This window comes from Rheinheimera sp., from assembly GCF_965283995.1.
In the GTDB taxonomy this organism is placed as follows: domain Bacteria; phylum Pseudomonadota; class Gammaproteobacteria; order Enterobacterales; family Alteromonadaceae; genus Pararheinheimera.
Genome location: NZ_CBDIQG010000001.1, coordinates 1,498,041 through 1,522,938 on the forward strand (window position 1 = coordinate 1,498,041; position 24,898 = coordinate 1,522,938).

24 protein-coding genes are annotated in these 24,898 nt (G+C 51.6%); all 24 read right to left on the bottom strand.

The window, feature by feature from the left end:
- Window positions 1-6: 6 nt before the first annotated feature.
- The gene (locus tag ACQ66Q_RS06850) at window positions 7-2,256 is read right to left on the bottom strand and encodes a chemotaxis protein CheA (protein ID WP_430456109.1); all 2,250 of its coding nucleotides are present in this window, start codon (window positions 2,254-2,256) and stop codon (window positions 7-9) included.
- 15 nt (window positions 2,257-2,271) lie between these two features.
- Complete coding sequence (locus tag ACQ66Q_RS06855; protein ID WP_430456110.1) at window positions 2,272-3,024, bottom strand: protein phosphatase CheZ; 753 nt, start codon at window positions 3,022-3,024, stop codon at window positions 2,272-2,274.
- A gap of 26 nt (window positions 3,025-3,050) precedes the next feature.
- Window positions 3,051-3,422, bottom strand: a complete 372-nt coding sequence (cheY, locus tag ACQ66Q_RS06860; RefSeq protein ID WP_206099418.1) for a chemotaxis response regulator CheY — start codon at window positions 3,420-3,422, stop codon at window positions 3,051-3,053.
- A 53-nt stretch (window positions 3,423-3,475) separates the two neighbouring features.
- Window positions 3,476-4,195, bottom strand: a complete 720-nt coding sequence (locus ACQ66Q_RS06865) for an RNA polymerase sigma factor FliA (RefSeq protein ID WP_430456111.1) — start codon at window positions 4,193-4,195, stop codon at window positions 3,476-3,478.
- Entirely contained in the window at window positions 4,192-5,013 is an 822-nt protein-coding gene (locus tag ACQ66Q_RS06870; RefSeq protein ID WP_430456112.1) for a MinD/ParA family protein, read from the bottom strand. Before ACQ66Q_RS06870 ends, ACQ66Q_RS06865 begins: the two co-directional genes overlap by 4 nt.
- Before the next feature lie 52 nt (window positions 5,014-5,065).
- The gene (gene flhF, locus ACQ66Q_RS06875; protein WP_430456113.1) at window positions 5,066-6,502 is read right to left on the bottom strand and encodes a flagellar biosynthesis protein FlhF; all 1,437 of its coding nucleotides are present in this window, start codon (window positions 6,500-6,502) and stop codon (window positions 5,066-5,068) included.
- Between the two features lie 10 nt (window positions 6,503-6,512).
- Window positions 6,513-8,615 (bottom strand): flagellar biosynthesis protein FlhA, encoded by a 2,103-nt coding sequence (flhA, locus tag ACQ66Q_RS06880; RefSeq protein ID WP_430456114.1) that lies wholly within the window; start codon window positions 8,613-8,615, stop codon window positions 6,513-6,515.
- A gap of 84 nt (window positions 8,616-8,699) precedes the next feature.
- On the bottom strand, window positions 8,700-9,830 hold the full coding sequence (gene flhB / locus ACQ66Q_RS06885) for a flagellar biosynthesis protein FlhB (protein ID WP_430456115.1): 1,131 nt from the start codon (window positions 9,828-9,830) through the stop codon (window positions 8,700-8,702).
- Between the two features lie 12 nt (window positions 9,831-9,842).
- Entirely contained in the window at window positions 9,843-10,616 is a 774-nt protein-coding gene (gene fliR / locus ACQ66Q_RS06890) for a flagellar biosynthetic protein FliR (protein WP_430456116.1), read from the bottom strand.
- Window position 10,617: 1 nt separating this feature from the next.
- Window positions 10,618-10,887, bottom strand: a complete 270-nt coding sequence (gene fliQ / locus ACQ66Q_RS06895) for a flagellar biosynthesis protein FliQ (RefSeq protein ID WP_430456117.1) — start codon at window positions 10,885-10,887, stop codon at window positions 10,618-10,620.
- A gap of 1 nt (window position 10,888) precedes the next feature.
- On the bottom strand, window positions 10,889-11,632 hold the full coding sequence (fliP, locus tag ACQ66Q_RS06900) for a flagellar type III secretion system pore protein FliP (RefSeq protein WP_430456118.1): 744 nt from the start codon (window positions 11,630-11,632) through the stop codon (window positions 10,889-10,891).
- A 9-nt stretch (window positions 11,633-11,641) separates the two neighbouring features.
- Entirely contained in the window at window positions 11,642-12,091 is a 450-nt protein-coding gene (gene fliO / locus ACQ66Q_RS06905; protein ID WP_430456119.1) for a flagellar biosynthetic protein FliO, read from the bottom strand.
- A gap of 1 nt (window position 12,092) precedes the next feature.
- Entirely contained in the window at window positions 12,093-12,485 is a 393-nt protein-coding gene (gene fliN, locus ACQ66Q_RS06910) for a flagellar motor switch protein FliN (protein ID WP_430456120.1), read from the bottom strand.
- The gene (fliM, locus tag ACQ66Q_RS06915; protein ID WP_377247429.1) at window positions 12,485-13,582 is read right to left on the bottom strand and encodes a flagellar motor switch protein FliM; all 1,098 of its coding nucleotides are present in this window, start codon (window positions 13,580-13,582) and stop codon (window positions 12,485-12,487) included. Before fliM ends, fliN begins: the two co-directional genes overlap by 1 nt.
- A 27-nt stretch (window positions 13,583-13,609) precedes the next feature.
- Window positions 13,610-14,161: a flagellar basal body-associated protein FliL gene (gene fliL, locus ACQ66Q_RS06920; RefSeq protein WP_430456121.1), complete on the bottom strand. Its 552-nt coding sequence runs from the start codon at window positions 14,159-14,161 to the stop codon at window positions 13,610-13,612.
- A gap of 104 nt (window positions 14,162-14,265) precedes the next feature.
- Complete coding sequence (locus ACQ66Q_RS06925) at window positions 14,266-16,173, bottom strand: flagellar hook-length control protein FliK (RefSeq protein WP_430456122.1); 1,908 nt, start codon at window positions 16,171-16,173, stop codon at window positions 14,266-14,268.
- Between the two features lie 121 nt (window positions 16,174-16,294).
- Window positions 16,295-16,747 (bottom strand): flagellar export protein FliJ, encoded by a 453-nt coding sequence (fliJ, locus tag ACQ66Q_RS06930; RefSeq protein ID WP_377247438.1) that lies wholly within the window; start codon window positions 16,745-16,747, stop codon window positions 16,295-16,297.
- A gap of 2 nt (window positions 16,748-16,749) precedes the next feature.
- Complete coding sequence (fliI, locus tag ACQ66Q_RS06935; protein ID WP_430456123.1) at window positions 16,750-18,099, bottom strand: flagellar protein export ATPase FliI; 1,350 nt, start codon at window positions 18,097-18,099, stop codon at window positions 16,750-16,752.
- 21 nt (window positions 18,100-18,120) lie between these two features.
- Window positions 18,121-18,930, bottom strand: coding sequence for a flagellar assembly protein FliH (gene fliH / locus ACQ66Q_RS06940; RefSeq protein WP_430456124.1), 810 nt, complete (start codon window positions 18,928-18,930; stop codon window positions 18,121-18,123).
- Window positions 18,931-18,969: 39 nt separating this feature from the next.
- On the bottom strand, window positions 18,970-20,007 hold the full coding sequence (gene fliG / locus ACQ66Q_RS06945) for a flagellar motor switch protein FliG (protein WP_430456125.1): 1,038 nt from the start codon (window positions 20,005-20,007) through the stop codon (window positions 18,970-18,972).
- Window positions 20,000-21,706: a flagellar basal-body MS-ring/collar protein FliF gene (fliF, locus tag ACQ66Q_RS06950; protein ID WP_430456126.1), complete on the bottom strand. Its 1,707-nt coding sequence runs from the start codon at window positions 21,704-21,706 to the stop codon at window positions 20,000-20,002. The genes fliG and fliF overlap by 8 nt, the downstream gene beginning before the upstream one ends.
- 14 nt (window positions 21,707-21,720) lie before the next feature.
- Window positions 21,721-22,056 carry a flagellar hook-basal body complex protein FliE gene (fliE, locus tag ACQ66Q_RS06955; RefSeq protein ID WP_430456127.1) on the bottom strand — a complete coding sequence of 112 codons (336 nt, stop codon included), beginning with the start codon at window positions 22,054-22,056 and terminating at the stop codon, window positions 21,721-21,723.
- Between the two features lie 267 nt (window positions 22,057-22,323).
- Entirely contained in the window at window positions 22,324-23,673 is a 1,350-nt protein-coding gene (locus ACQ66Q_RS06960; RefSeq protein ID WP_430456128.1) for a sigma-54-dependent transcriptional regulator, read from the bottom strand.
- Window positions 23,660-24,838 (bottom strand): sensor histidine kinase, encoded by a 1,179-nt coding sequence (locus ACQ66Q_RS06965; RefSeq protein WP_430456129.1) that lies wholly within the window; start codon window positions 24,836-24,838, stop codon window positions 23,660-23,662. Before ACQ66Q_RS06965 ends, ACQ66Q_RS06960 begins: the two co-directional genes overlap by 14 nt.
- Between the last annotated feature and the right edge of the window lie 60 nt (window positions 24,839-24,898).

The window sequence follows — 24,898 nt, forward strand, 5'->3', positions numbered from 1 at the left end:
TGGCTCCTATGACACTAAGTTATTAAAACGGTCAAATTTGATTTTGGATTTTTTCGCATAGTGCTTTAACAGATTTGGCACATCAAGTATCAGCGCGATACTACCATCTGATGTGATAGTAGCTCCGGCCATACCTGGAGTCCCTTGCAACAATGCGTCCAACGGTTTGATCACGACCTCTTCCTGTCCGACCAAAGAATCTACGACAAAACCAACCTGTTGCGTACCGATCTGCACGATCACGACATGACCTTGTTCCCGGCGCAGTTTTTTATCGGACCCCCGAACCAGCCAGTGTTGTAAATAAAACAATGGGATTGCTTTATTCCGCACCACAATCGTTAATTGGCCGTCAACGATATTGGTTTTTGACAGGTCCAAATGAAAGATTTCATTGACTGTTGCCAAAGGCAAAGCGAATGGCTGTTTGCCAACAACGACCATCAACGTCGGCAGGATCGCCAGTGTCAGCGGGACTTTAATTTCCAGCAGTGTGCCCTGACCAAGCTTTGAATGGATGTGCACGGTACCATTGAGCTGGTTAATTTTGGTTTTCACCACATCCATGCCAACGCCGCGGCCTGAGATGTCGGAAATCTGCTCTTTGGTGGAAAAGCCCGGTGCGAAAATCAGATTAAACGCTTCGGTGTCAGACATACGGGCGGCCGCATCAGGATCAAGCACGCCGCGCTTGATCGCGATAGATTTCAGCTTTTCAGGGTCCATCCCTGCGCCGTCATCCTGAATGGTCAATAAAATGTGATCACCGGCCTGTTGTGCCGCGAGTTTCACCAAACCATTTCTGGGTTTGCCAGATTTGACCCGGACATCTGGCATTTCAATACCATGGTCAACAGAATTGCGCACTAAGTGCACCAGCGGATCGGCCAGCGCTTCGACCAGATTTTTATCTAAATCGGTTTCTTCGCCTTCCAGTTCAAGATTGATTTCTTTTTGCAGTGAGCGCGCGAGGTCGCGAACCACCCGAGGAAACCGGCCAAATACTTTTTTGATCGGTTGCATCCGGGTTTTCATCACGGCGCCTTGCAGATCGGCGGTAACAACATCCAGATTCGAAATGGCTTTGCTCATTTCTTCGTTCTGCGCAACGCTCGACAAGCTCACCAGCCGGTTTCTTACCAATACCAGCTCACCGACCATATTCATGATCTGGTCAAGCCGTTTTGTATCAACCCGCACTGTTGTATCTGCCTGAGCTGCGCCTTTGCTGTCGCCATCACCGCTATCTTTTTCTTTTGCAACAACAGGTGCTGGCGCTGGCGCCGGCACTGGAGCAGGTTTTGCTGCCTCTGCTTTTACTGGTTCCGCTTTCGCAGGTGCAGCTGCCGCAGCAGGTTGTGCAGCCTGAGGTTTAGCCGCAGGTTTTGCTTCAGGGGCAACACCAACCGGGGCTTTGCCTTTGCCGTGCAATTCATCCAGCAGCGACTCAAACTCATCATCACTGATGTCATCGCCAGCTTTTCCGGCCGCTTTTGCAGGCGTTGGAGCCGCAGCAGGCTTAGCTGATGCCGCAACAGGTGCCGCAGGTTCGGTCTGTCCTGGGATAAACGACCCTTTGCCGTGTAACTGGTCAAGGATCGCTTCAAATTCATCATCGGTAATATCGGTACTCGCGGACGTTACCGGAGCTATCACCGGAGCAGGGACGGGTGCTGCGTCGCGCCCTGGAGCACCGCCGCCATGCAGCTCGTCGAGCAGTCGTTCAAACTCATCATCATTAATATCATCGACTGAGCCTGAAACTGCGACAGGTTCTGCTTCAGTTTCAAATGAGACTGCGGCATCAAAGGATTCTATGCTCATTTCCGGTTCTGCGACAGGGGCGGCATGATGTTCATCTGCACCTTCCGGCTCGCTAAGTCGGTGCAAAGCTTCCAGCAATTGCGGGGTTGCAGGCTCCAGTGGCTGGCGTGCCTGGACATTGGCGAACATCTCATTGATCGCATCAAGCGCCTGCAAAATCACGTCCATTAATTCGGAAGTGACGCGCCGCTTACCAGTTCGTAAAATATCGAAAACGTTTTCCGCACCATGACAGGCGTCAACCAGCTCAGTCAGGGACAAGAAACCAGCGCCGCCTTTTACCGTATGAAATCCACGAAATATTGCGTTGAGCAAAGCAGAATCGTCGGGGTTGTTTTCTAGTTCGACCAACTGTTCTGCCAATGCTTCCAGGATCTCGCCGGCTTCGACTAGGAAATCCTGTAAAATATCCTCATCTAAATCAAAGCCCATGCCACCTTACCTCTCTCAGAACCCTAAACTCGATAATAAATCGTCAACATCGTCCTGTCCCTGCACCACATCATTCCGGCTGCCGGCATCAATAATCGGCCCTTCGGCTTCATGCCCGGCTTTGGGCTTGCGTACTACAGCAGGTCTGGCGTCTGCAGCGACAGTGACATGTCCAAATGCAGTTAATAATCCGATCAAGCTGTCTTCTACTTCGCGAACCAGTTCTATCACACGGCGCAAGATCTGCCCGGTTAAGTCCTGAAATCCTTGTGCCATCAGCACTTCGGTCATTGACCCTTGCAATGCATCAACATTGGTTGTGGATTCGTGTAGAAAACTATTTAAACTATGGCATAAGGCTTTGAATTCACCAAGTTTTAGGTTCCTGGTCATCAATTTTTGCCATTCAGGAAGGATTGCATTCAAACTACTACTCAGCTTGTCCGCAATCGGTAAACAAGTTTCCACTGCGTCCATAGTTTGATTTGCCGCCTGCTCAGTCATGTCGATGACATGGGATAACCGGCGTTTGGCATCAGGAATATCCTCTTCCAGCAAATTACTGATGGAAGGGTCAACCTGAAAGCTTTTGAGAGAATCATGCAGTTGCCGCGTCAGTTTCCCTACTTCGGCGAAGAGCTCAGACGAACCAGGTACCGCAAGCCCCTGCACCAGTTCGTTGGCGGCATCCTGCTCGCCCATCTCCAGCAACTGCACAAGCTCACGCGCCTGTTGCAGGGTGATTATAGGTGCCGTATATGCAGACATAGCGCCACTCCTGTGTCAGATACGGCTTAACCTAAGCGCTCAAATACTTTTGATAACTTCTCTTGTAATGTTGCTGCAGTAAATGGCTTAACGATATAACCGTTCACTCCGGCCTGAGCAGCAGCAATAATCTGCTCCTTCTTGGCTTCAGCAGTGACCATCAGAACCGGGATATGCTTCAGTCTTGCATCTGCGCGGATAGCCCGCAACAAATCAATCCCTTGCATTCCTGGCATGTTCCAGTCGGTGACGACAAAATCAAAATCACCATTTTGCAGCATAGGCAGAGCCGTGCTGCCATCATCTGCTTCCTGTACGTTCGTGAAGCCTAAATCACGTAACAGGTTTTTAATGATGCGTCTCATAGTAGAAAAATCGTCTACCACGAGAATTTTCATATTTTTATCCAAAATCCCCTCCGACGAGATACCCCAGTGGTTATTCTCAAAATTTACAACCAGTCTTGCATCCGCGAACGCAACCGCAGCAATGCCTGACTATGAATTTGACTGACCCGAGATTCGCTGACGCTCAGTACTTCGCCAATCTCTTTTAAATTGAGTTCATCATTATAATAGAGTGACAATACTATTGCCTCGCGCTCCGGTAAGCTACTGATATTTTTTACCAATGCTTGCTGGAACGAATCGCTGGCCTGCTCTTCAAACAGCTGGTCACCCTGCTTATCATTTGCGGTGACCAACACATCCTCACTAATCCCTAAGTCTTCCATACCAACGATACGGCCATTACTCGCGTCACTGAGCATGTGATGATATTCATCTAAAGTTATATCAAGTTTTTCAGCAACTTCAACATCTTTTACGTCTCGACCCAATGTTGCTTCGAGTTCGGCGATAGTTTCAGCAATTAAACGGGAATTACGATGGACAGACCGCGGGGTCCAATCACCACGACGGATCTCATCGAGCATAGATCCGCGGATCCTGATCCCGGCAAAGGTCTCAAAACTGGCACCCTTGGTGTTGTCGAAATTTTTTGCCGCTTCAATCAGACCAATCATGCCTGATTGAATTAAATCATCGACCTGTACGCTGGCAGGTAAACGCGCTAATAAGTGGTAAGCAATTCGTTTAACCAGTGGCGCATGTTTTTCTACCAGCAACTGTAGCTGATTATTTCCGCCGTATGCTGCTAAACGACTATTCACATCATCCCCCGCCGTTCGGATTGCGGCTGAACCAACTGCTCAAGAAAAAACTCCAGATGCCCCGAAGCGCTGGGTGGGACTGGCCACTGCACAGCGCGCGTTGCGAGAGTCTTCACCGCCAGTGAGGCCGGTGTTTTTGGAAATGCATCGACAAAAGCGCGTTGTTTTCGAGCCGCTTTACGCACGTTCTCGTCAAAAGGAATAGTCGCGACTAATTCAAGCGTGACATCCAGAAACCGATCTGTCACCCGGCTCAACTTCGCAAACAATTCCTGACCTTCCCGCAGACTACGAACCATATTAGCGACAATTTTAAAACGTTGCACAGCATGTTCCCTGCTGAGGATCTTCATCAGGGCATAAGCGTCGGTAATAGATGACGGTTCATCACAGACGACAACAAGAACGTCCTGGGAAGCGCGTGAAAAACTCAACACCATGTCAGAAATACCGGCGGCAGTATCGACCAACAATACATCAAAAGGAGTACGTAATTCGCTGAAGGCCCTGATCAGACCTGCGTGTTCCGCCGGGCTCAGTTCAGTCATTGATTGTGTGCCAGAAGTCGCCGGCACGATTTTTATGCCAAATGGACCTTCGATCAGAATATCATCAAGCTCAACTTCACCAGCCAGCACGTGGAACAAATTTTTCTCGACACGCAGACCCAACATGACATCGCAATTGGCGAGGCCGAGGTCGGCGTCCAACACTAAAACTTTTTTACCCATTTGGGCCATAGCCATCGCCAGGTTCAGTGTGACGTTGGTTTTACCAACACCACCCTTCCCACCGGTCACAGCTATTACTTTTACCATCTGCTTTTTCATTCTTCTCAGGCCGCTGGCTTGATCAAACATTAATTCATGATTATGCATAGGTTCCATCCGCCCGGGCTGCTACATCCTGATACCACTGATGACCTGCATTACTATTCGCCAGTCGGAGTTGTTCAGCCTGCGTCACCATCACTTTGGCCTGAGCAGCTTCAATGTCTTCAGGAACCCGTTGACCATTGGTCAAATAACTGACTGGTAAAGCATTTTGAATTGCGATATTGATAATTTCACCCAAGCTTAAGCATTCATCAAGTTTTGTGAAAATACAACCCGACAATGAAATTCGTTTGAAGTGTTCCACTGTCTCTTGCATTACACGGGCTTGCGAGGTCGCAGACAATACCAGATAACTTCTTATTTTGACACGCGAATTATGCATTAGCGCTGAGAGTTTTTCTGCCAGACGAACGTCGCGCTGACTCATACCCGCTGTATCAATCAGGATTAGTTTACGTTGCTGCAACTGCGTTAACAGTAAGGCCAATTCTTCGTGATCTTTAGCCTGTTTTACCGGACAACCAATGATACGGCCAAAAGTGGCAAGCTGTTCAAAAGCGCCGATACGAAAAGTATCCGTTGTAATCAAAGCGACCTGTTCCGGGCCATGCAGCCGGGCGAATTGCGCTGCAAGTTTGGCAACTGTGGTGGTTTTACCTACGCCGGTAGGGCCGACTAAAGCCACCACACCGCCACGGCGCATCAAATCGTCATTGGTTGTGGTCAGCTGGCCTGCCAATAACTCCAGCGCACATTCCCAGGCATCGCCGTCAGCAATGTCTTCTGGCATAAAGCAGGCAAGCTGATCAGCCATTGCTTCTGACAAACCTAATTCGCAGAGTTTATCGATCACTAACGCACGGACTGGTTCACGTCGTGCCAGGTCCTGCCACATCAGTCCGGATACCTGATGCTGCAGCAACTGCTTCATCGAGCCCATTTCCTGACGCATGCTGTCAAATTGTTGCTGCATTAACTGCATCTGTTGCTGCTGCAACTTGTTGAAATCCGCCAGCGCTGCAGTTGCGACTGGTGCAGTGGCAGGATTCTGACGATCTTGCGGCGCAGCCGGACGATTTTTGTTCAATAGCGGCGACTGCAAAACTTCAGCGGTCACTTTTGCAGTCAATTTTTTGTCGCTTGCAACGACCGGTTCGGCATGCGCTTTTTGTTGTTTGATCATCTGCCGGGCGAGCAGAGCACGCAGCGAATCCGCCGGCGCTTCTTGTTCAGGTTCATCATCGTCGACGCGGATATTGAGCTGACTACCGGTTGTAGCAGCCGCCGGCTTTTGTAGTTCTTCAGCCACAGGAGCCTTGCCGGGCCTGGCTTCCGGGTCTACCGCCGCTACCAGCTCAATGCCTCCTGCTACTTTTTTATTCGATAGAATAATCGCGTCTGGCCCGAGAAATTCTTTCACTTCCGCCAATGCTGTGCGCATATCTTTTGCTACAAAGCGCTTTATTTTCATCGTTTAACTCCTAACCCGCCTGGCCAACCACGCTGACGATCCGCACTTGTTTGTCGTCGGGAATTTCCTGATAGGATAAAACCCGTAGTCCTGGAATGGTGTACTTCACGAATCGTGCCATCACGCTGCGTAAGATACCGGAAGTCAGCAAGACTGCAGGCTCACCGGCTAATTCCTGTTGTTGAGACGCATCGCGCAGCGATTGCTGAATGCGTTCTGCCAGTCCTGGTTCAATGCCTGCGCCATCGCTGCCTGCAGCCTGCATCGACTGATGCAGCATTTGCTCAAGCTCAGGGGCAAAAGTCATCACCGGAATTTCTGCAGCACCGGCGGCGACTTCCTGCACGATGAGTCGGCGTAGCGCAATACGGCAGGACGCGGTCAGGACATCAATGTCCTGGCTGCGGGCGCCGGTGTCCACCAAGGTTTGTGCAATAGTCCGCATATCACGGATCGGCACGCCTTCATGCAACAGATTCTGCAGCACTTTGACCACAGAGCGCAGTGGCAGCGTATCTGGCACCAATGCCTCGGCCAGTTTTGGCGAGGTCTTCGCCAACATATCCAACAGATTTTGCACTTCTTCATGACCAAGCAGACTTGCAGCATTGTTAGTCAGAATTTGACTCAGATGCGTAGCGACTACGGTTGCGGCATCCACCACGGTGTAGCCCAACGTCTGAGCATGTTCACGCTGATTCCGTGGGATCCAAACGGCATCGAGGCCAAACGCCGGGTCTTTGGTGGCAATCCCTTTCAGGTTACCAAATACCTGTCCTGGGTTAATCGCCAGTTCGTTATCATGTCGCAGTTCTGATTGGCCGGTGTTGACCCCCATCAGCGTGACGCGGTAAGTATTGGGTTCCAGATCGAGGTTGTCGCGAATATGCACAGCCGGAATGAGAAAGCCCAGCTCTTGCGACAGTTTTTTCCGCACGCCTTTGATGCGGGCCAGTAATTCACCGCCCTGGGCTTTATCGACCAGCGGGATCAAGCGGTAACCCACTTCCAGCCCGATCACGTCAACTGGCTGCACATCATCCCAGCTGATTTCTTTTTGCGGCGTCAGTTCAGAAGATGGGACAAGTTCAGAACGGGTCTGACCCGCTGCAATGGCTGGTGCTTTACTCTTTTTGTGGATGAAATAAGCGGCACCGCCTAACAGCGCAGCCAAACTCAAGAATGCCAGATGCGGCATACCTGGTACTATCCCCATGATGGTCAGCAGACCAGCAGAGACGATCAGAACTTTCAGATTGCCCAGCTGACCACTCATTTGTTCACCGAGATCAGCTTCTTTATTTTGCCGGGTGACGATGATGGCAGTACCAATCGACAATAACAGACCGGGAATTTGCGCGACCAGACCATCACCAATGGTCAGTAGCGTATATACCTCCATGGCTTCCCCAAACGGCAAATCATGCTGCAATGTGCCGATAAAAATCCCGCCGATGAGCCCAACAAATAAAATAATCAAACCGGCAATGGCATCCCCTTTAACAAACTTGGTGGCACCGTCCATTGAACCGTAGAAATCGGCTTCTGCAGTGACTTCTTCGCGGCGTTTACGCGCTTGGTCTTGGTCGATAAAGCCTGAATTCAAATCTGCATCAATCGCCATTTGCTTACCGGGCATCGCATCGAGGGTAAAGCGCGCGGTTACCTCTGCGATACGGCCGGCGCCTTTGGTCACAACGACAAAGTTGATAATAATCAAAATGGTAAACACCGCGATACCGACGGCATAATTACCGCCGATGACCACGTGGCCGAAAGCCTCGATCACTGCGCCCGCCGCATCCGGCCCCGTATGCCCCTCGAGTAGTACAACCCTGGTACTGGCGACGTTTAACGCCAGCCGCAAGATTGTCGCGACCAATAGCACCGACGGAAAAATAGCAAAATCCAGCGGTTTGTTGACATAGATAGTCACCAATAACACCACTAGCGCGAGGGCAATATTAAAAGAGAACAGAATATCCAGCAGAATAGGCGGCATCGGCAGCACAATCATCGCCAGAGCGGCAAGGATCAATAAAGGGGTACCGACACCTTTCAGATGTTGCAGGTGGGACCGGTCAAACCGAGTCAGGACATTGGCTAACTGCATGGGAGTTCCGTCGGAAAATTGACATACTCCCTGCTAAGGCAAAAACCGTTCCATGATGAAACAATACGGCAGACTCAATCCCGATCAGTGACGGAAACCATCCGGGATTGGTAGATCTTTCGCCAATGCTTTGGGTTTTTGGCCTTTGCCGCGCCGATACACTTTCAACTGATAGACATAGGCTAACACTTGGGCCACTGCAGAAAAAAGCTGTTCCGGAATGGGATGATCCAATTCAGTGGTGTGATAGACCGAGCGTGCCAGTGCAGGCGAGCGGATAATTGGGACTTTATTGGCTTCGGCGATCTGGCGGATATACAACGCCATCTGATCAACACCTTTTGCTACAACCACCGGCGCGCGTTGCTTACCATGGTCGTATTTAAGCGCTACCGCATAATGTGTCGGGTTCGTCACGACCACATCAGCAGTCGGCACCGCCTGCATCATCCGCCGGCGTGACATCTGAATCTGCAAGCCACGGATCCGGCCCTTAATTTCCGGGTTACCTTCCGAGTTTTTGTACTCGTCTTTGACCTCTTGCTTGGTCATTTTCATCTGCTGAATGTGGCGCCACTTTTGGTACGGCGCATCAATGGCAGCGATCAGTAAGGTACTGGCACAGAGGCCAAAAAACATCCAGCACAGCAAGTATATGGAGGCTGCAATATCATCCGGACTGGTCATCAGCGACAAAGCCATAATGTCGTCAAAAAACAGCTTTAACAGCAAATATGCCGAGCCGGACACAACAGTCACTTTTAATATACCTTTGAACAGCTCAATCAAGGAGTTAACACTGAACATCCGTTTGATTCCGGCTAACGGACTGAGTTTATCCGGTCGAAAACTGGCACCATACCAAGTAAAATTAAAACCACCCAGCAACGTATTGCCGACAAAGCCGGCGATCAGGATCACCAGACACAATTTCAAAAATGCCGGCGTAACTGCAGCTAAGGCGGTATAAGCCGCCGCTGACATCATCGTCGGATCTTGCACATCTTTTTGATTCAGGCTCAACAGGCGCCGACATACTTGTAAAGTTGCTTCAGCCAATTCAGCGCCATACATCAAAATACCAACGCTGCTGCCCAGCAGGACCAGCGCAGTGCCCAGATCCTGAGATCGGGCAATATTACCTTTTTCCGCCGCCTCACTGAGTTTCTTACCCGTGGGGTCTTCGGTCTTTTCCATATCACTGTCGGCAGCCATGGCATTCCTCCGTCAGCAACCAATGAGCTTGCACGTCACTTCGATGCCGTGCTGCCATTGCAGATTAAAATGGAACATAAAGGTATTCATCGTCAGCCACAGAATCAACAGACCTGCAATCATCGTGACGGGGAAACCAATGGAAAAAATGTTCAGTTGCGGCGCTGCGCGGGTCATCACGCCAAAAGCCAGATTCACCAGTAGCATGGCAGTGACCGGTGCTAACGTGATCGCAAGAGAAGTAGCAAAGATCCAGCCGCCAAATTCGGCGATCGTCAGATAATTATCAACATCCCACCATTCGCCGTTAATCGGCAGCGATTCAAAACTGAACACTACCATCTGGAACATAATCAAATGCCCGTCATAGACTAAGAACATCAGTGTCGCCAGAATCAGATAAAACTGGCCGATAGTAGGAATATTGACACCACTGGCGGGGTCCACTAACGACGAAAAACCTAAGCCGGTCTGCGTTGCAAGAATTTGGCCTGCCTGCACAAAAGTATTGATAAAAATCATCGAGATGAAGCCCATTGCTGTGCCTATCAACAATTGTTGCATCACCTGGATCACGGTAAAGGCTGACATCAGATTGGTATCTTTCACCGGCGGTATCACCGGCATGATCAGCAACGTAAACATCACGGCCAGACTCAGTTTAATCCGGTTTGGTACCGTTTTAGCGCCAATCCCGGTCATTAACGCAAACATGGCGGCGACCCGGCACAGTGGCAGCAGGAAATCCGCGATGCCCTGCATCAAGACCGAGAGCGGAAACTCCATCTCAGCTCACCAAGGTTGGAATAGATAGAAACAAGCCGGTGGTATAGTCCATCAGCGTTTGTGTGATCCAATGCCCGCCGTAAATCAATGCCAGCAATGTGACTATCAGGCGTGGCAGGAAGCTCAGGGTTTGTTCGTTAATGGACGTCGCGGCCTGAAAGATTGAGACGATAAGACCGACCGCCAGCGATGGCATAATGATGATACTGACCAGCAGGATCACCAGGTACAGGGCTTCATTCAGTATGTCGACGTACGTTTCTGGTGTCATCTCAGACTCCTATCCCATAGCTGTTAGCCAGGGTCCCCATCACTAACAGCCAGCCATCCACTAATACAAACATCATCAGCTTAAACGGCAGCGAAATAATCATCGGCGACAGCATCATCATCCCCATTGCCATCAGCACGGATGCCACGACCAGGTCGATAATCAGGAAAGGGATAAAAATCATAAAACCAATCTGAAACGCTGTTTTGAGTTCCGACGTGACAAAAGCCGGGATCACGATAGTGATCGGGTAATCCTGATTGTTTTCAACCTTTGGGTGGCCTGCGATTTCGGCGAAGGTTTCCAGATCTTTCACGCGGGTCTGGTGCAACATAAAGGCTTTCATCGGCTTGATGGCCGCGTCCAGCGCCTGTACAGACGTGATATCTTCTTTCAGGTATGGTTGGATCGCCTGATCATTCACCTGTTTAAACGTCGGCGCCATGATGAAAAACGTCAGGAATAACGTAATACCAATTAATACCTGATTCGATGGGCTCGACATCAGGCCAATAGCCTGACGCAAAATCGCCAGCACGATAATGATCCGGGTGAAACAGGTCATCATAATCAAAGCTGCCGGCAGAAAGCTCAGCGCGGTCATCATCGCCAGCACTTGTAACGTGACGCTATATTCCTGACTGCCGTCAGGATTGGTGGTGATTTGCAGCGCAGACAAACCGGAGTTGTCAGCAAAAACTGCCGGGCTTAGCAGCACCAGCAGGAGCAGAAAGATTCGAAACATGACCGCAGATTACTTTTTCAGGAACGACTGTAACTGCGTATGAAAGTCTGATGCCAACTTTTCTTCAGGAAGGTTATTTTCGAGTTCAAACAGGAAGTTTACGCTGTGCGGTGTGACACCGATCACACGTTGTTTTCCTTGTATTTCAATCACTAAGACGCGTTCTTTCTGCCCTACCGGCAAGGTGGCAATCACTTTAAAATGTTTTGATCCCGGCATCTTTAACTGTAGTTTTTTGTACAGCAATGCCAGTACAACGATAGCGCCAAGCACTAGCGCCAAAGAAATGACAATCTGACCAAGCCCCGGCAGATTGGCAGTTTGCTTCAACGGCGCTGCAGTCTTGTCAGCCTGTTCCGCCACCTGCGCAAAGGCGCTGCCCTGCACGCTCAGCATGGCACCCAGCCCCAGCAACCACCGCCAGGGTCTGCCATACCAGTACAACTGCGGTAAACGCATACTAACGTAGCTTCTTAATACGTTCGATTTGACTGATCACGTCGGTCAGCCGGATGCCGAACTTATCATTGACGACAACCACTTCGCCGTGCGCGATCAAAGTCCCATTCACCAGTACATCCAGCGGTTCGCCGGCGACGCGTTCTAATTCAACCACGGAACCTTGGTTCAGCTGTAACAGATTACGGATACTGATTTTGGCACGGCCGACTTCCATCGAAATAGTCACCGGAATGTCGAGGATCGTTTCCAGTTTACGCCGCTCGTCACCGGAGATTGGCGAATTCTCTTCGTGTAGCTCGTCAAGCTCTGCCGTTTCAATAATGTCGCCAGAGCCTTCAGCTTCGGCTAATGCGGCAGCCCACTCGTCCATGGTATCTTTATCGTCAGCCATTACCATTTTTCCTCTGTGCGTTCATTCAGGACCAAATCGGCTTCCAGTTCGCTGATATCAGCGTCGCTGTCCAGGCGGCGGCCGCCTTTTGTAAAGACATGCAGCTCAGACTTCACTGATTCTGGTCGTTTGATTTTTTCTACAATTTTTAATGCCACGTTATCGCGGGATTTACCCATTTTGGCGCGATAAGTCGGCAAATCTTCAATCAATACCGTAATGGTTTCCGGGATCTCAACCGGAATAATGTCACCGGCTTTGAGATTCATCACTTGTTCCAGCGACAATTCCACATCCATCATTTTGGTAGTCAGATTGACTTTCACATCCATGATTTCGTCGCGCAGCGCCTTACTCCAGCGTAGGTCAGTATCTTCTTTGTCACTTTGCACACCGGCATCAAGCAGTTCGCGGATAGGCTCCAACATCGAATATGGCAATGCAACATGGAAGTCACCGCCACCACCATCGAGTTCAATATGGAATGAGCTGATCACCACAACTTCGGTCGGGCTGACGATGTTGGCCATCGCCGGGTTCACTTCGCTGTCCAGATACTCAAAAGACACATCCATTACCGGTGCCCAGGCTTCTTTGTAATCTTCAAAGATCAGCTTCAGCAGCATCTGGATGATCCGGCGTTCCGTTGGCGTAAATTCGCGGCCTTCAATTTTTGCGTGATAACGTCCGTCGCCACCAAAGAAGTTGTCAACGAGGATAAAGACCAACCGCGCTTCCATCGTGATGAGGCCAGTGCCTTTTAATGGACGAAACCGCACCATATTCAGACTGGTTGGTACAAACAAGGTATGTACGTATTCACCGAACTTAATCATCTGTACGCCATTAATGGAAACTTCGGCAGTACGGCGCATCATGTTAAACAAGCTGATCCGCATATGTCGGGCAAAACGTTCGTTGACCATCTCTAGTGTCGGCATCCGGCCACGGACAATCCTATCCTGCGAAGAAAAGTCATATTCCATTGCCGAGCGTCTGCCGCCCGGTCCGGAACTGTCCTCTATCTCTTCTTCTTCAACGTCATCGACACCATGCAATAGCGCATCAATTTCGTCCTGGGATAATAAATCTGTCAATCTGTCGCCCTCCGGTAAACACCGGCTTTACTGCATTACAAACCCGGTAAACAGGATCTCTTCTACAACAGGAGAACCTGCCACGCCTTTCAACGCTTCCTGTACATCTTTTAGCGCTGCCGCTTTAATCGTTTCTTTGCCGGCTGCCGTCACTAACTCATCGGCATTTGCTTTACTGAAAGTCCGCAGCATCGTACTTTCTATCAGTGGAATATGTTGTTTTGCGGTTTCTTCGTTCTGAGTGCCACGCACCAACAGCTGTGCTTTGATTTGCACCAGACGATCGCGATTGGCTCCCGCGACATTAAATACAAAAGGTCGTGGCATCCCGACATATAAGGCAGAACCCACTTCAGGTCCACCCGCTGCGGCCGCAGCACCGTCTGCTGCTGGTGCAGCGCCTTCGGCTGCAGGAGCGCCTTCAGCTGGCGCTTCAGCTACTGGCGGCGGATCCCCGCCCATCATCATAAAAGCAGCACCACCACCACCGAGCAACACTACAGCCGCTGCCGCAATGATGATCATTTTTTTCTTTTTGTTGCCGCCATCACCAATTTCGAGCTCTTTTTCCGCTGCCATTGCTGTACTCCGTACCTGTTGTTTTCGTTATTATTTACTTCGTTACGGAACAAAGGCAATCAACATCGTCAGATCCGGCCGTTTTGTCTGTATCTGGTCGGCATTTATGCATAAAAATCGACCATTCGGTCCGAAACCTTCATTTGCACCGTCTGTACTGCAGCAAGTTCAGACTCTGCACCGGCGTGATTGCCGTGGCGAGCTGAATGTTGCTCCTGTTGCGACCGCGACTGGCGTTGTTCCACTTGCCCTTCACTCAACGCAATGCCTTGTTGTTCCAGTAATTCTCTGAGTTTCGGCATTTGTTGTTCCAATGCTTCTTTTGCCACGCCTTGCTGCACGACAAACTGTACGCTGAGCTGATCCTGCTGCAGGTTCAGTTTAATCTGCATGGAGCCCAACTCTTCGGGATGTAGCTGAACTTCCGCGGTCTGTAACTTATGCTGAATTTGCACCATGACCCGATCTTTAATTTGTTGCGCAGCAGTCGGATCCGTTAAAACCAAAGGTGGCTGCCAGCCAGCTGTTTCTGCTGGACGGGCTGACAACAAGGTGGAGTTGCCCGTCGCGGTCACCGCAGTGTGTGTGTTTGCTGGACTGACAGGACCAGCGACCTGGGTGGTTTCCGTGATCTGTTGTAATTGCTGGGCAAATGCCGGTGCATTGCTGACCACAGGCCCCGACAAGTTCAGCGCCATGCCTTCAATATTCGCTTTGGCCTGGCCTTGGCCTGATTGCTGCTCAGTACCGGATTGAGGTTGTTGTTGCTGTTGATTTTGATTGACAGTGCGTAAATGCACGGCAAATGCATTGGCGGCCGGCGCTTTCTCTGTGCCAGTGTTCTGAGTGCTGGTCGGCCGGCTCGTGGTCACAGTGGCTGCTTGCATTGCAGTGGCAGCGACGCTTTGCTGTCCTGCAACTAAGCGGTCAGTCTCTTGTTGCGCAGCGACATGATCAACGGCCGACAATGCGGATCCTGCCGCAGTTTTAGCAGCCTGCTTGTCACTGTGATCCGCTGCTGATTTCTCAATGCCTGAGCCCGCCGCAATTTCTGGCTGCTGAGCGCTTGGCTCATCAGTCTTCGCTATTGTCTGCAACCCGTTCGCCGTCGAGTTTGCGGCACTCAGTGGTGCTGACCCGCCAGCGTCCGTTGGCGACCGGGTCGCGACCTTCGGATCTGTTGGTCCTGGAGCTGCCGTTAATGGCGCCGGAACTGTCGCTACTGCAGTTGGCTGCTTGGTTGCAGACTCATCGGCAGCCGACTGCAGCAGTTGTCCCTTAGCGCTGAGATCAGCGCTTTTTGCCTCAGCTGCAGGGTCGTGCGCAGCTGCTACAACGGACGCTGCTGCCTCTGCCGATTGCGACTCTGGTTTATCTGGCGTTAGCCCTGCTTCGATTGAACCGGTTGCGGTCATCTGCCCGGTAGCTGCTGCAGTTTTGGATTCGGTTGTGAGGGCATCGCTCAGGGACGAGAGTTTTGCGCTGACATGCTCGGACAGGCTGCTTTGTTCTGCTGTCGGCTTAGCAATACCTGACTCTGGCAGTTCTTGCTCGAGATCAATGGCGACAACAGGACTTTCAGCGTCCGTCAATTCCACGGCAGTACGGCTGTCGGTTTTATTCACCTGCACTACCGGGCTGTAGCTATGCGCTTTTTCAATAATATCCAGCCATGGTTTATCACTGGCAAAGGTGTCAACCGCCTCGCCCTCAGTTGAGTCGGCAGCCGGCAGCCCCACCAGTGGATCTTCCTGCCACACCCGACCGTCTTTGTCCGTCCACGTTTCGGCATCAGCGGCAATCTGCTGCCGTGCGGCAATCTGCTCTAACAGTGCCGGATCTGTTGCTTTCCCGTCTTCTGGCAACATCAAAGGGGCCAGGTCGCGATCATTCAGCTCATCGGCCAATCTCAGGCTAAACCCCTGATCTGACATATCTTCTGCAATAACAGCAGGGCTTGATGCACTGTCCGTGACCGGACTGCCTAATGTCAGATTGATACTGAGATTCATGTTCACGCCTCCGTCCGGTGCGAAATTCTGCGCCCAGACTTTCTACTGCGGCAATGCCGCGGGCCAGTCAAAGTCGATGTTCAGCTCTAGCTATACAAAATTCGCGCCATCGAGGTTAGATTTAAACGCCAGTTTGCTGTAAACGGCGGAAAAACTGCTGCGTGGCGATTTCATCGAGCAGCTTCTGTTCCAGTTTGTTCTGCCGTTGCTGACTGGCGGCCAGTTCTTTATCAATCAGTAACTCGATGGCCTTGCGCTTTTTCTGCATGGTCAGCCAGGCGGTCCGACGCATATCCACGACCCGCTGCGCCTGTTGAATTTGTAAGTTCTGCTGTTCCAATGCCTGATCCAGTTTGGTAATAAAGTTCAGGTACTGATTGAACTGGCGGCTTTGTACGCCTTCAGCACCGCGTTGCTGGGTCTGACGGATGTAGTCTGTACGGTAGTCAGCCAACCCCTGGTAGCGTTCATTGCAGGTCTGTAAAAACTGCTGGGCCTGAGTAAAATTGGCCAACAACTTTTCTTCTTTGTCTTTTTGCACCTGTACTAAAAGTTGCAGTTGTTTCAACGCCATACTTAAAAGCTCCGGTTGGCAGGTAACAAGGTATTGAGACCCGACAGACACTCGTCATAAGGTACGACGTCAGTCATACCCTGTTGCAGGAATCGGTTAATTTTTGGCATCAGTGTGATGGCCTGATCTAACATTGGATCTGAGCCTTTGACATAAGCGCCAATCGAAATCAGGTCTTTGCTCTGACTAAAACTGGCGTACAGCTGTTTCACCGCTCGCGCCAGTTTCTGGTGTTCCATACTGGTGACTGCCGGCATCACACGGCTGATGGACCGTTCGATATCAATCGCCGGGAAGTGACCGCTGTCCGCCAGCTGGCGGGAAAGAACGATGTGGCCGTCGAGGATGGCCCGTGCCGCATCGGCGATCGGATCCTGCAGGTCATCGCCCTCGGATAACACCGTATAAAATGCCGTGATTGAGCCCTGGCCTTCGCCGCCGTTACCGGCTCGTTCCACCAGCGCCGGCAATTTGGCGAATACGGATGGCGGGTACCCTTTCGTTGCCGGTGGTTCACCAACCGCCAGCGCGATCTCGCGTTGTGCCTGTGCGTAGCGGGTAATGGAATCGAGCAATAACAAGACGTCCAGCCCCTGGTCTCGGAAATATTCGGCAATTTGTACCGCGGTTTCACAGCCTTTGAGGCGCATCAATGGCGATACATCTGCCGGTGCCGCGACGACGACAGAACGTTGACGCCCCTCTTCTCCGAGGATCTCATCGATAAATTCTTTCACCTCACGACCCCGTTCACCGACCAACCCGACCACAATCACATCCGCAGCGGTACCGCGCGTCATCATGCCGAGCAGCACCGATTTACCGACACCGGAACCGGCAAATAAGCCCATACGCTGGCCTTTACCTACGGTAATAATGCTGTTGATCGCCCGTACGCCAACATCCAACGGTTGTTTGACCGGTCGGCGGTTTAACGGATTAATCGGATTTTTTTTCTGTTTGGCGAATTCAGTTGAACGAACCGGGCCTTTGCCGTCCAGCGGATTGCCAGCGCCGTCGATGACACGCCCCAATAATGCCATCGTCAAAGGCACGCCCAGATAGTCCTGCAGAGGACTGACCCGGGCTCCTGGGATCACTCCGGTGATATCATCTTTTGGCATCAGGAAGATCCGGTCCTGAGCAAAGCCCACCACTTCGGCCAGCAACTCGCCATCAAAGGTATCCACGCTGCAAGTCTGACCAATAGCGGCTGTCAGCCCGGTCGCTTCCAGCGTCAGCCCCACCACGCGCACCAAGCGGCCGGCGACCACAGGCCGGTTCTGCCGGATAAACTGATGTTGTTGCCGGACACGCTCTGCAAGTGCTTTACTGCGGGACTCAATCGTCATGCTTTTGACGCTGCCAGTGGTTTATTCAGATTGTTCAGAGGATTGCAGGAAGTGTTCCAGACTTTGTTGCAGCCGGTGTTTAAACAGACGTTCGACCGAAGAATCACCGGCATCGATACGGATGTCGCCTTGCTGCAATGCAGGTTCGGCGCGCAGTTGCCATTGCCGCTCAGCGATATCTTCTGCGCTGTAATGTTGTTGGATCACAGCCAAATCCTCCGGATGCAACCGGATTTGAATCTGGCTGGCTTTCAGTGGCAAGGCGTCAATCGCCTGACGTAAGGTCTGTAAAATCACCTGCGGGTTCGTTTTCACTTCTACCGCAACCACCGCCTGAGCCAGTGCCACCGTCAAGTCCAGCAACGATTGCTCTACCCGTTGGTCAATTTGCGACAATGGCTGCTGCAACTGTTCAAGTAGTTGTTGCAACTGCGCCAGTTGTGCCCTGATCAACTCTTCGCCTTCAGCCAGACCTGTTTTACGGCCTTCGGCCTGCCCTTGTTGCAAACCATCCTGATAACCTTGCTCACGCCCTTCGGCATAACCCTGACTAAAGCCTTCTTCCTTGCCCTGCCCCAGGCCTTCGTCAAATGCAGCCTGCCGGATTTGTTCAATATCATCGGCAGTCAGCGGTTTGATTTCTTCTTCTTCCACAGACCGGGCCAGCAACCGGGTACCTGGTTGTGGTGGCGTTTTGTATAACGCATTTGTTTTACTGGTTTTTTTCTGAGGTCCAGCCTGAAAATCCGGCGCAGGCCAATTGCGTAGCAACTCCAGCACTTCCGCATCAGGCTCAAAAGGCCGGTGCTTGATAAAATCGTTCAGGCTCATTTGCTACTCCAAAAGCCGCGCCGCTTGATCGGGCATCAATTACAGGAAGTCTTCGCCGCCACCGCCGCCCAGCATAATCTCGCCGGCATCGGCCAGACGCCGTGCAGTGGACAGAATTTCTTTCTGCGCCGTTTCGACTTCGCTGACCCGTACCGGCCCCATGGCTTCGAGGTCGTCGGCCAGCATTTCTGCCGCCCGTTTTGACATATTTTTCAGGATCTTCTCTTTCAGATTGTCGTCGGCCCCTTTGAGCGCCTTCATCAATACATCCTGCTGCACTTCGCGCAGGATGGCCTGAATCGCGCGGTCGTCGACTTCGAGTAAGTTCTCGAACACAAACATCAGATCCTGAATTTGTTGTGCCATTTCTTCGTCGTGTTCGCGGATAGAATCCATTAGCTGACCTTCGACGTTGGTATCCAGATAGTTCATGATGTCGGCCGCTGCTTTGAGACCGCCCATCTTCGCCGCCTGAGCACCGGCCTGACCGGCAAACTGTTTCTCCATAATCTCGTTTAATTCCTGCAATGCCGCTGGCTGAACTTCTTCCATGTTGGCAATCCGCATCGTTAAGTCGAGGCGCACTTTTTCCGGGAACTGCGACAAAATCTCGGCCGACTGTTCCGGTTCGAGATAGGACAATACAATCGTCTGGATCTGCGGGTGTTCGTTGCGGATGATGTTGGCCACCTGCTTCGAATCCATCCATTTCAGTGAATCCAAACCTTTGGCGCCACCGCCCAGAATGATTTGGTCAATCAGATTCGAGGCTTTTTCTTCACCGAGCGCCGCTGTTAAAGCGCGGCGGATGAAGTCCTCGCTCTGGAAGCCGATGGTACTGAAGTTCTGGATCTGCTCAATAAATAGCCGGTGCACCGCGGAGATTTTGGCCTGGTTCAGATCCTCAATCGACGCCATCGCCATACCGACTTTCTGTACCTGCTTAGGTTCCAGATGTTTCAGGATCTGCGCAGCGTCTTCTTCCGACAAGCTCAGCAGCAGGATGGCGGCTTTTTCGACGCCATCCAGTTTACCAACGTCAAACGACGGTTTTTGTGTGGTTTCTACATTACTCATCTTCAGCCAACCAGTTTTTCACGACCAGAGAGGAAAGTTCAGGCTCATTGGCAACCAGCGCCCGCACCGCTTTTAACAGGTCTTCATCACCATGCAGATCTGGCAGCATTAAGGTGCCATCTGCAGCGAAACCAACAGATTTTGCATCGAATTCTTTACTTAACAGGTCGATGGTATCGTCACCCAGATCGACACCCCGTGACAGCGACATTTCGTCATAGTTTTCAGAAGTATCTTCAGGGTAGATCAGTTTCTTCAGCATTGGCCGGACGATAAAGATGATGAGTACAATAATCACCAATACCGCGGCAATCAGTCTTGCCAGACGCATAAACCATTCTTGCTCGTATATTGGCAATTCAGCTGCAGCGACTATCTCTTCGCGGGTGAAAGGTACGGAAACAACTTCGATGGTATCGCCGCGCTGCACATCAAAGCCAACACCGCCCTGCAATAACCGACGAATATTCTGCATTTCGGCCTGACTGCGTGGCTCGGGTTTGGCGGGCGCATCGGCCGTGGCTGCCCCCATTTTATAATCGACCGCGACCGATACGCTGATGCGCCGGATCACGCCACTTTGTTGCGTACTGTGGCTGATGGTTGTGTCCAGTTCATAATTGCGCGTGACTTCTTTGCTGTTGCGACCAGGCACGACCGGTGCTTCGCCGTCGTTGGCTTTTTCCGGAATATTCGAATCCAGTGGCGGTTGATTCGATAACGCCCCAGGGATCCCCATCGCGCCGCCACCGACACTGTTTTCTTCTGAAGTCATTTCACTGCGCACGGCAGGCAAATCCGGGTTATAGCGCTTTTGCGTTTGTTCGGTGGCGGTGAAATCCATTTGCAAGTCGACCTGCGCCGTATAGTTGTCCAGGCCAAGGACAGGGATCAGGATCGAGTCAATTTTCTGACGATATTCATCTTCACGTTTGAGCTCAATTTCGTATTCCCGGCGTGAACGCGCAGATGCAGCATCTTGTGATCCACTGTTCAGCAACCGGCCATTCTGGTCAGTCACAGTGACTTTGGACGGCTCCAGCCCTTGTACAGCGGAAGCGACCAGATCAACGATGGCGTCGACTTCGCTGTCCTTTATCGCCTTGCCACCTTTGGCCGTGATCATCACAGTCGCCGATGGTTGCTTTTCCACCCGGGCAAAAATGTTTTCTTTTGGAATAGCCAATAACACGCGAGCGCGGGCAATGCTTTGAAACTCTTCAATAGTGCGGGCCAGTTGCTGTTCACGGCTGTGCTTAAGCCGCTCCATTTCCAGACGCTGACTGACACCAAAACCGCTGTCCTGCATCAGAATTTCGTCGCCGCTGTTGGATTCTTTTTCCAGTCCAGCCCGGTTCAGCCCCAGTTTGACATCCTGGTACTTATCGCCGCGCACCAGAATGGTATTGCCTTCCAGTTTGTATTCGATTTTTTGCGCATCAAGGTGATCAAGATGTGTGATCAATTCGCTGGTATCAAAAGTGCCCAGTGGGCGCATATCCGGTTCGCGTGCCCACATAATGATCAGGATTGCAATCGCGATACAGATGGTCAGTGCAATGATCAATGCGATCTGCCGGACTATATCCATACCGCCCATAGAGCCAATAAAACCAGACTTCTGTTCGACCGGCGTGCCCGAGTCAACCGGCTGGTTAAAGTCACTACTGCTTAAAGTTAATTCTGTTGATTCAGCCATTTAGATTGCTCCCATCACACCGGCATCGCCATGACTTCTTTGTAAGCTTCCACCAGTTTGTTGCGGATCTGGACGGTGGCTTCAAACGCAATGGAGGATTTTTGTCCGGCAATCATGGCCTGCGCCAATGACACCTTTGGATCGCCAAGTTCAACAGCTGTCGCCAATTCACTACTGTTCTTCTGGAGACCATTCACAGTGTTCAGTGCCTGTTTGAATAGCTGAGAGAAGTCACTCTGGCTGGTATTTTCAACCTGAGCCGGCCCAGTTTGCACGTCACCGGACAGACTGCGGGCCTGCCGGGCAAAAGCCTGCATTTCCTGGTAAAGCCCTGCGCCTTTAATATCCATGATGGTTTCGCCTGTGAAGCTATTGATATAGGCTGATTAAGCACAAGTTGTGCCAATATATTATTGTTTATATTCATAAGCTTAAGTGTAATTTGGGAGAGTCAAAAAAACGACACCGATTGAGATTTCGTGATATTCCGGCGCGATGGCAAGTCTGAGGTATGTTGGCGAAGCGGCTGTTCAGCAGGTAAAGCGAATAAGCAGCAGTAGGCCACAGCATTGCTGTGGCCTGCTGATTCATCCGCAGTCATGGTTTATTAAGTTCGATCAGAAAGGCAGTGCAATCCCGGACTCGCGCATCCTGGCCAGTTTGTAGCGCAAGGTTCTGGCACTAATGCCCAGTTTCTCCGCCACTTCTTTACGACGATTGGCACAAGCGCGCATGGTTTCCAGAATGATCCGGTGCTCCTGCTCGTAGACGCCGGATTTAAACACGCTGAGTTCAGGATCGGTATTGACTGCAACCGGCTCCGGCCTGTTCAGACTCAGCGGGCTGTTTTCCAGCATAATATCGTCGTCGCTGATCAGATTGTCGTTGTGCACAATCAAGGCCCGTTGGATCACGTTATCCAATTCACGCACGTTGCCCGGCCATTCATGCGTCAGCAATTTGCGTTTAGCACCGGCCGATAACTCTGGCGTCGCAATGCCCTGCTGCTGGCAATGCCGCTCCAGCAGATGGGCGGTCAAAGGCAGAATATCTTCCGGACGCTCCCACAGAGCCGGCCACGTCAGTGGAAATACATTGAGCCGGTAGAACAAATCTTCGCGGAATTGGCCCTGTGCCACGGCCTGACGCAGGTCGCGGTTACTGGTGGCAATCACCCGGACATCCAGTTTAATCGTTTTACGACTGCCCAGACGTTCAACTTCGCGTTCCTGCAGAACACGCAATAACTTCGCCTGCAGGTTCAGATCCATTTCGCTGATCTCATCAAGTAAAATGGTGCCCTGTTGTGCCTGTTCGAATTTACCGGGGCAAGCAGAAATGGCGCCGGTGAACGCGCCTTTTTCGTAACCAAACAACGTCGATTCCAGCATATTTTCTGGAATTGCCGCGCAGTTAATCGCCACAAATGGCCCGTCGTGACGCGCCGACTGCAGATGGATGTACCGTGCCAGCACTTCTTTGCCTGAACCACTGGGGCCTAGCACCATCACATTGGCGTCGGCACGCGCGACTTTTGCCGCCAGTTTGACCAGTTGCTGGCTGCAAGGCGCAGCGACAATAGGCTCAAACGGCAAGACTTCTTCCGGGCTGACATAGCGGCCTACCATATTGATCAGTACTTCCGGCGAAAAAGGCTTAGCCAGATAATCCACAGCACCTAAGCGGATCGCGCTCACCGCGTCGTTCACGGTGGCATAGGCTGTCATCATCAACACCGGCAGCTGTGGATAATTCAGTTTGACCGATTTGAGCAATTCCAGACCGGAGATAGCCCCCATCTGTACATCACTGACAACCAAGCGGATTTTATGATTTTTTAATTGCTGTAATGCCTGTTCGGCATTCGCTGCCAGTACTACGTCATATTGGGCCAGCGTTAGCGTATCGGCCAGAGCTTCCTGCAAACCGGCGTCATCTTCTACAACCAGAATTTTAGGCTTCTGCATTGCAAGGCTCCTCGATTGGTAACGCACTGCGAAACACAGTGCCTGGATCTGCCAGACAAACTGGCAGGGTCAATTCAAAACGGGCACCACCGTTGCGACCGTTCAGACAACGGGCAATACCATTGTGTGAATTCGCTACCGCCTGCACCACGGCAAGGCCAAGACCAGTGCCGTTACTGCGGGTAGTAAAAAATGGTTCGAAAATTTGCTGCTGCAGGTGCTCCGGCACGCCAGGGCCTTCATCTTCAACGGCCAGCACCACTTTGCGCTGATCTTTGCTGGCAATGGCAGACAACTGAATGCGGGCTCCGGGTCCGGCATGTTCCAGCGCGTTATGCACCAGATTGCTCAGTGCACCAGCCAGTGCGCTATGGTTGCCAAGCACAGTGACATCGGGATCAGGTAGTTCGACGACCACAGTCCCCTGCTGTTGCAGGACTAGCGGTTCAACGGCGGCAAAGACCTCGCTGAGCAGTTGCTGCATTGACAAAGGTACCGCCTGCTGTTCACGCCCAGCGCGGGCAAATAGCAGTAGGTCATTCACCTGCTGTTCTAAATCGGTCAGCCGGTTCAGCAGTTTTTGCGTAAATTGCTCGCGCGCTGCCGGGCTTAACTTCTGATTCGCCAGATTGCGGGCATAGAGCAAAGCGCCGGACAATGGCGTGCGGATCTGATGCGCCAATGACGCCATCATCTTACCGAGCGAAGACAGGCGCTGCAGATGCGATAACCGGCTTTGCAACTGACGGGTTTCGGTCAGGTCAGTCAACACGATGAGTTGACCAGTTAAAGGTTCCAACGGGCTTATCGCCAGCTGCACACGCCGGCCATCATGTAACGACACTTCGAGGCCATCATCATTGCGTGGCCGGAAACTGCGGTTAATCACATCCAGCCAGCGCTGCCCATGCAATGGCTCGCCGAGCATAGCGACAGCAACCGGATTTGCCTGCATCACATAGCCGCGCTGATCTAACACGACAATGCCGTTTGGCAACACCTGCAATAAATGCTGTAAGCGCTGCAATTCCAGGCGCTCCGGATCAGAAATCGCCACAGGGACTATAGTCGCTGTCACACCTTGCAATAAGGCCAGATGAGGTACCGCAGACGCTGATGCCGGTAATGGCCCTTTTTTCAGCGCAGCGTGTGGGGACGTGAGCATAATTTCACCGTCAGGGTTTTGAACACAACCCTTTCCAAGCAGAAATCATGCCACTAAATT

What these genes read in the sequence shown, in the direction of transcription:
- ACQ66Q_RS06850 (WP_430456109.1), bottom strand. Translation starts at nt 2,256, where the DNA reads ATGGGCTTTGATTTAGATGAGGATATTTTACAGGATTTCCTAGTCGAA.
- ACQ66Q_RS06855 (WP_430456110.1), bottom strand. Translation starts at nt 3,024, where the DNA reads ATGTCTGCATATACGGCACCTATAATCACCCTGCAACAGGCGCGTGAG.
- cheY (WP_206099418.1), bottom strand. Translation starts at nt 3,422, where the DNA reads ATGAAAATTCTCGTGGTAGACGATTTTTCTACTATGAGACGCATCATT.
- ACQ66Q_RS06870 (WP_430456112.1), bottom strand. Translation starts at nt 5,013, where the DNA reads ATGGTAAAAGTAATAGCTGTGACCGGTGGGAAGGGTGGTGTTGGTAAA.
- flhF (WP_430456113.1), bottom strand. Translation starts at nt 6,502, where the DNA reads ATGAAAATAAAGCGCTTTGTAGCAAAAGATATGCGCACAGCATTGGCG.
- flhA (WP_430456114.1), bottom strand. Translation starts at nt 8,615, where the DNA reads ATGCAGTTAGCCAATGTCCTGACTCGGTTTGACCGGTCCCACCTGCAA.
- flhB (WP_430456115.1), bottom strand. Translation starts at nt 9,830, where the DNA reads ATGGCTGCCGACAGTGATATGGAAAAGACCGAAGACCCCACGGGTAAG.
- fliR (WP_430456116.1), bottom strand. Translation starts at nt 10,616, where the DNA reads ATGGAGTTTCCGCTCTCGGTCTTGATGCAGGGCATCGCGGATTTCCTG.
- fliQ (WP_430456117.1), bottom strand. Translation starts at nt 10,887, where the DNA reads ATGACACCAGAAACGTACGTCGACATACTGAATGAAGCCCTGTACCTG.
- fliP (WP_430456118.1), bottom strand. Translation starts at nt 11,632, where the DNA reads ATGTTTCGAATCTTTCTGCTCCTGCTGGTGCTGCTAAGCCCGGCAGTT.
- fliO (WP_430456119.1), bottom strand. Translation starts at nt 12,091, where the DNA reads ATGCGTTTACCGCAGTTGTACTGGTATGGCAGACCCTGGCGGTGGTTG.
- fliN (WP_430456120.1), bottom strand. Translation starts at nt 12,485, where the DNA reads ATGGCTGACGATAAAGATACCATGGACGAGTGGGCTGCCGCATTAGCC.
- fliL (WP_430456121.1), bottom strand. Translation starts at nt 14,161, where the DNA reads ATGGCAGCGGAAAAAGAGCTCGAAATTGGTGATGGCGGCAACAAAAAG.
- ACQ66Q_RS06925 (WP_430456122.1), bottom strand. Translation starts at nt 16,173, where the DNA reads ATGAATCTCAGTATCAATCTGACATTAGGCAGTCCGGTCACGGACAGT.
- fliJ (WP_377247438.1), bottom strand. Translation starts at nt 16,747, where the DNA reads ATGGCGTTGAAACAACTGCAACTTTTAGTACAGGTGCAAAAAGACAAA.
- fliI (WP_430456123.1), bottom strand. Translation starts at nt 18,099, where the DNA reads ATGACGATTGAGTCCCGCAGTAAAGCACTTGCAGAGCGTGTCCGGCAA.
- fliH (WP_430456124.1), bottom strand. Translation starts at nt 18,930, where the DNA reads ATGAGCCTGAACGATTTTATCAAGCACCGGCCTTTTGAGCCTGATGCG.
- fliG (WP_430456125.1), bottom strand. Translation starts at nt 20,007, where the DNA reads ATGAGTAATGTAGAAACCACACAAAAACCGTCGTTTGACGTTGGTAAA.
- fliF (WP_430456126.1), bottom strand. Translation starts at nt 21,706, where the DNA reads ATGGCTGAATCAACAGAATTAACTTTAAGCAGTAGTGACTTTAACCAG.
- fliE (WP_430456127.1), bottom strand. Translation starts at nt 22,056, where the DNA reads ATGGATATTAAAGGCGCAGGGCTTTACCAGGAAATGCAGGCTTTTGCC.
- ACQ66Q_RS06960 (WP_430456128.1), bottom strand. Translation starts at nt 23,673, where the DNA reads ATGCAGAAGCCTAAAATTCTGGTTGTAGAAGATGACGCCGGTTTGCAG.
- ACQ66Q_RS06965 (WP_430456129.1), bottom strand. Translation starts at nt 24,838, where the DNA reads ATGCTCACGTCCCCACACGCTGCGCTGAAAAAAGGGCCATTACCGGCA.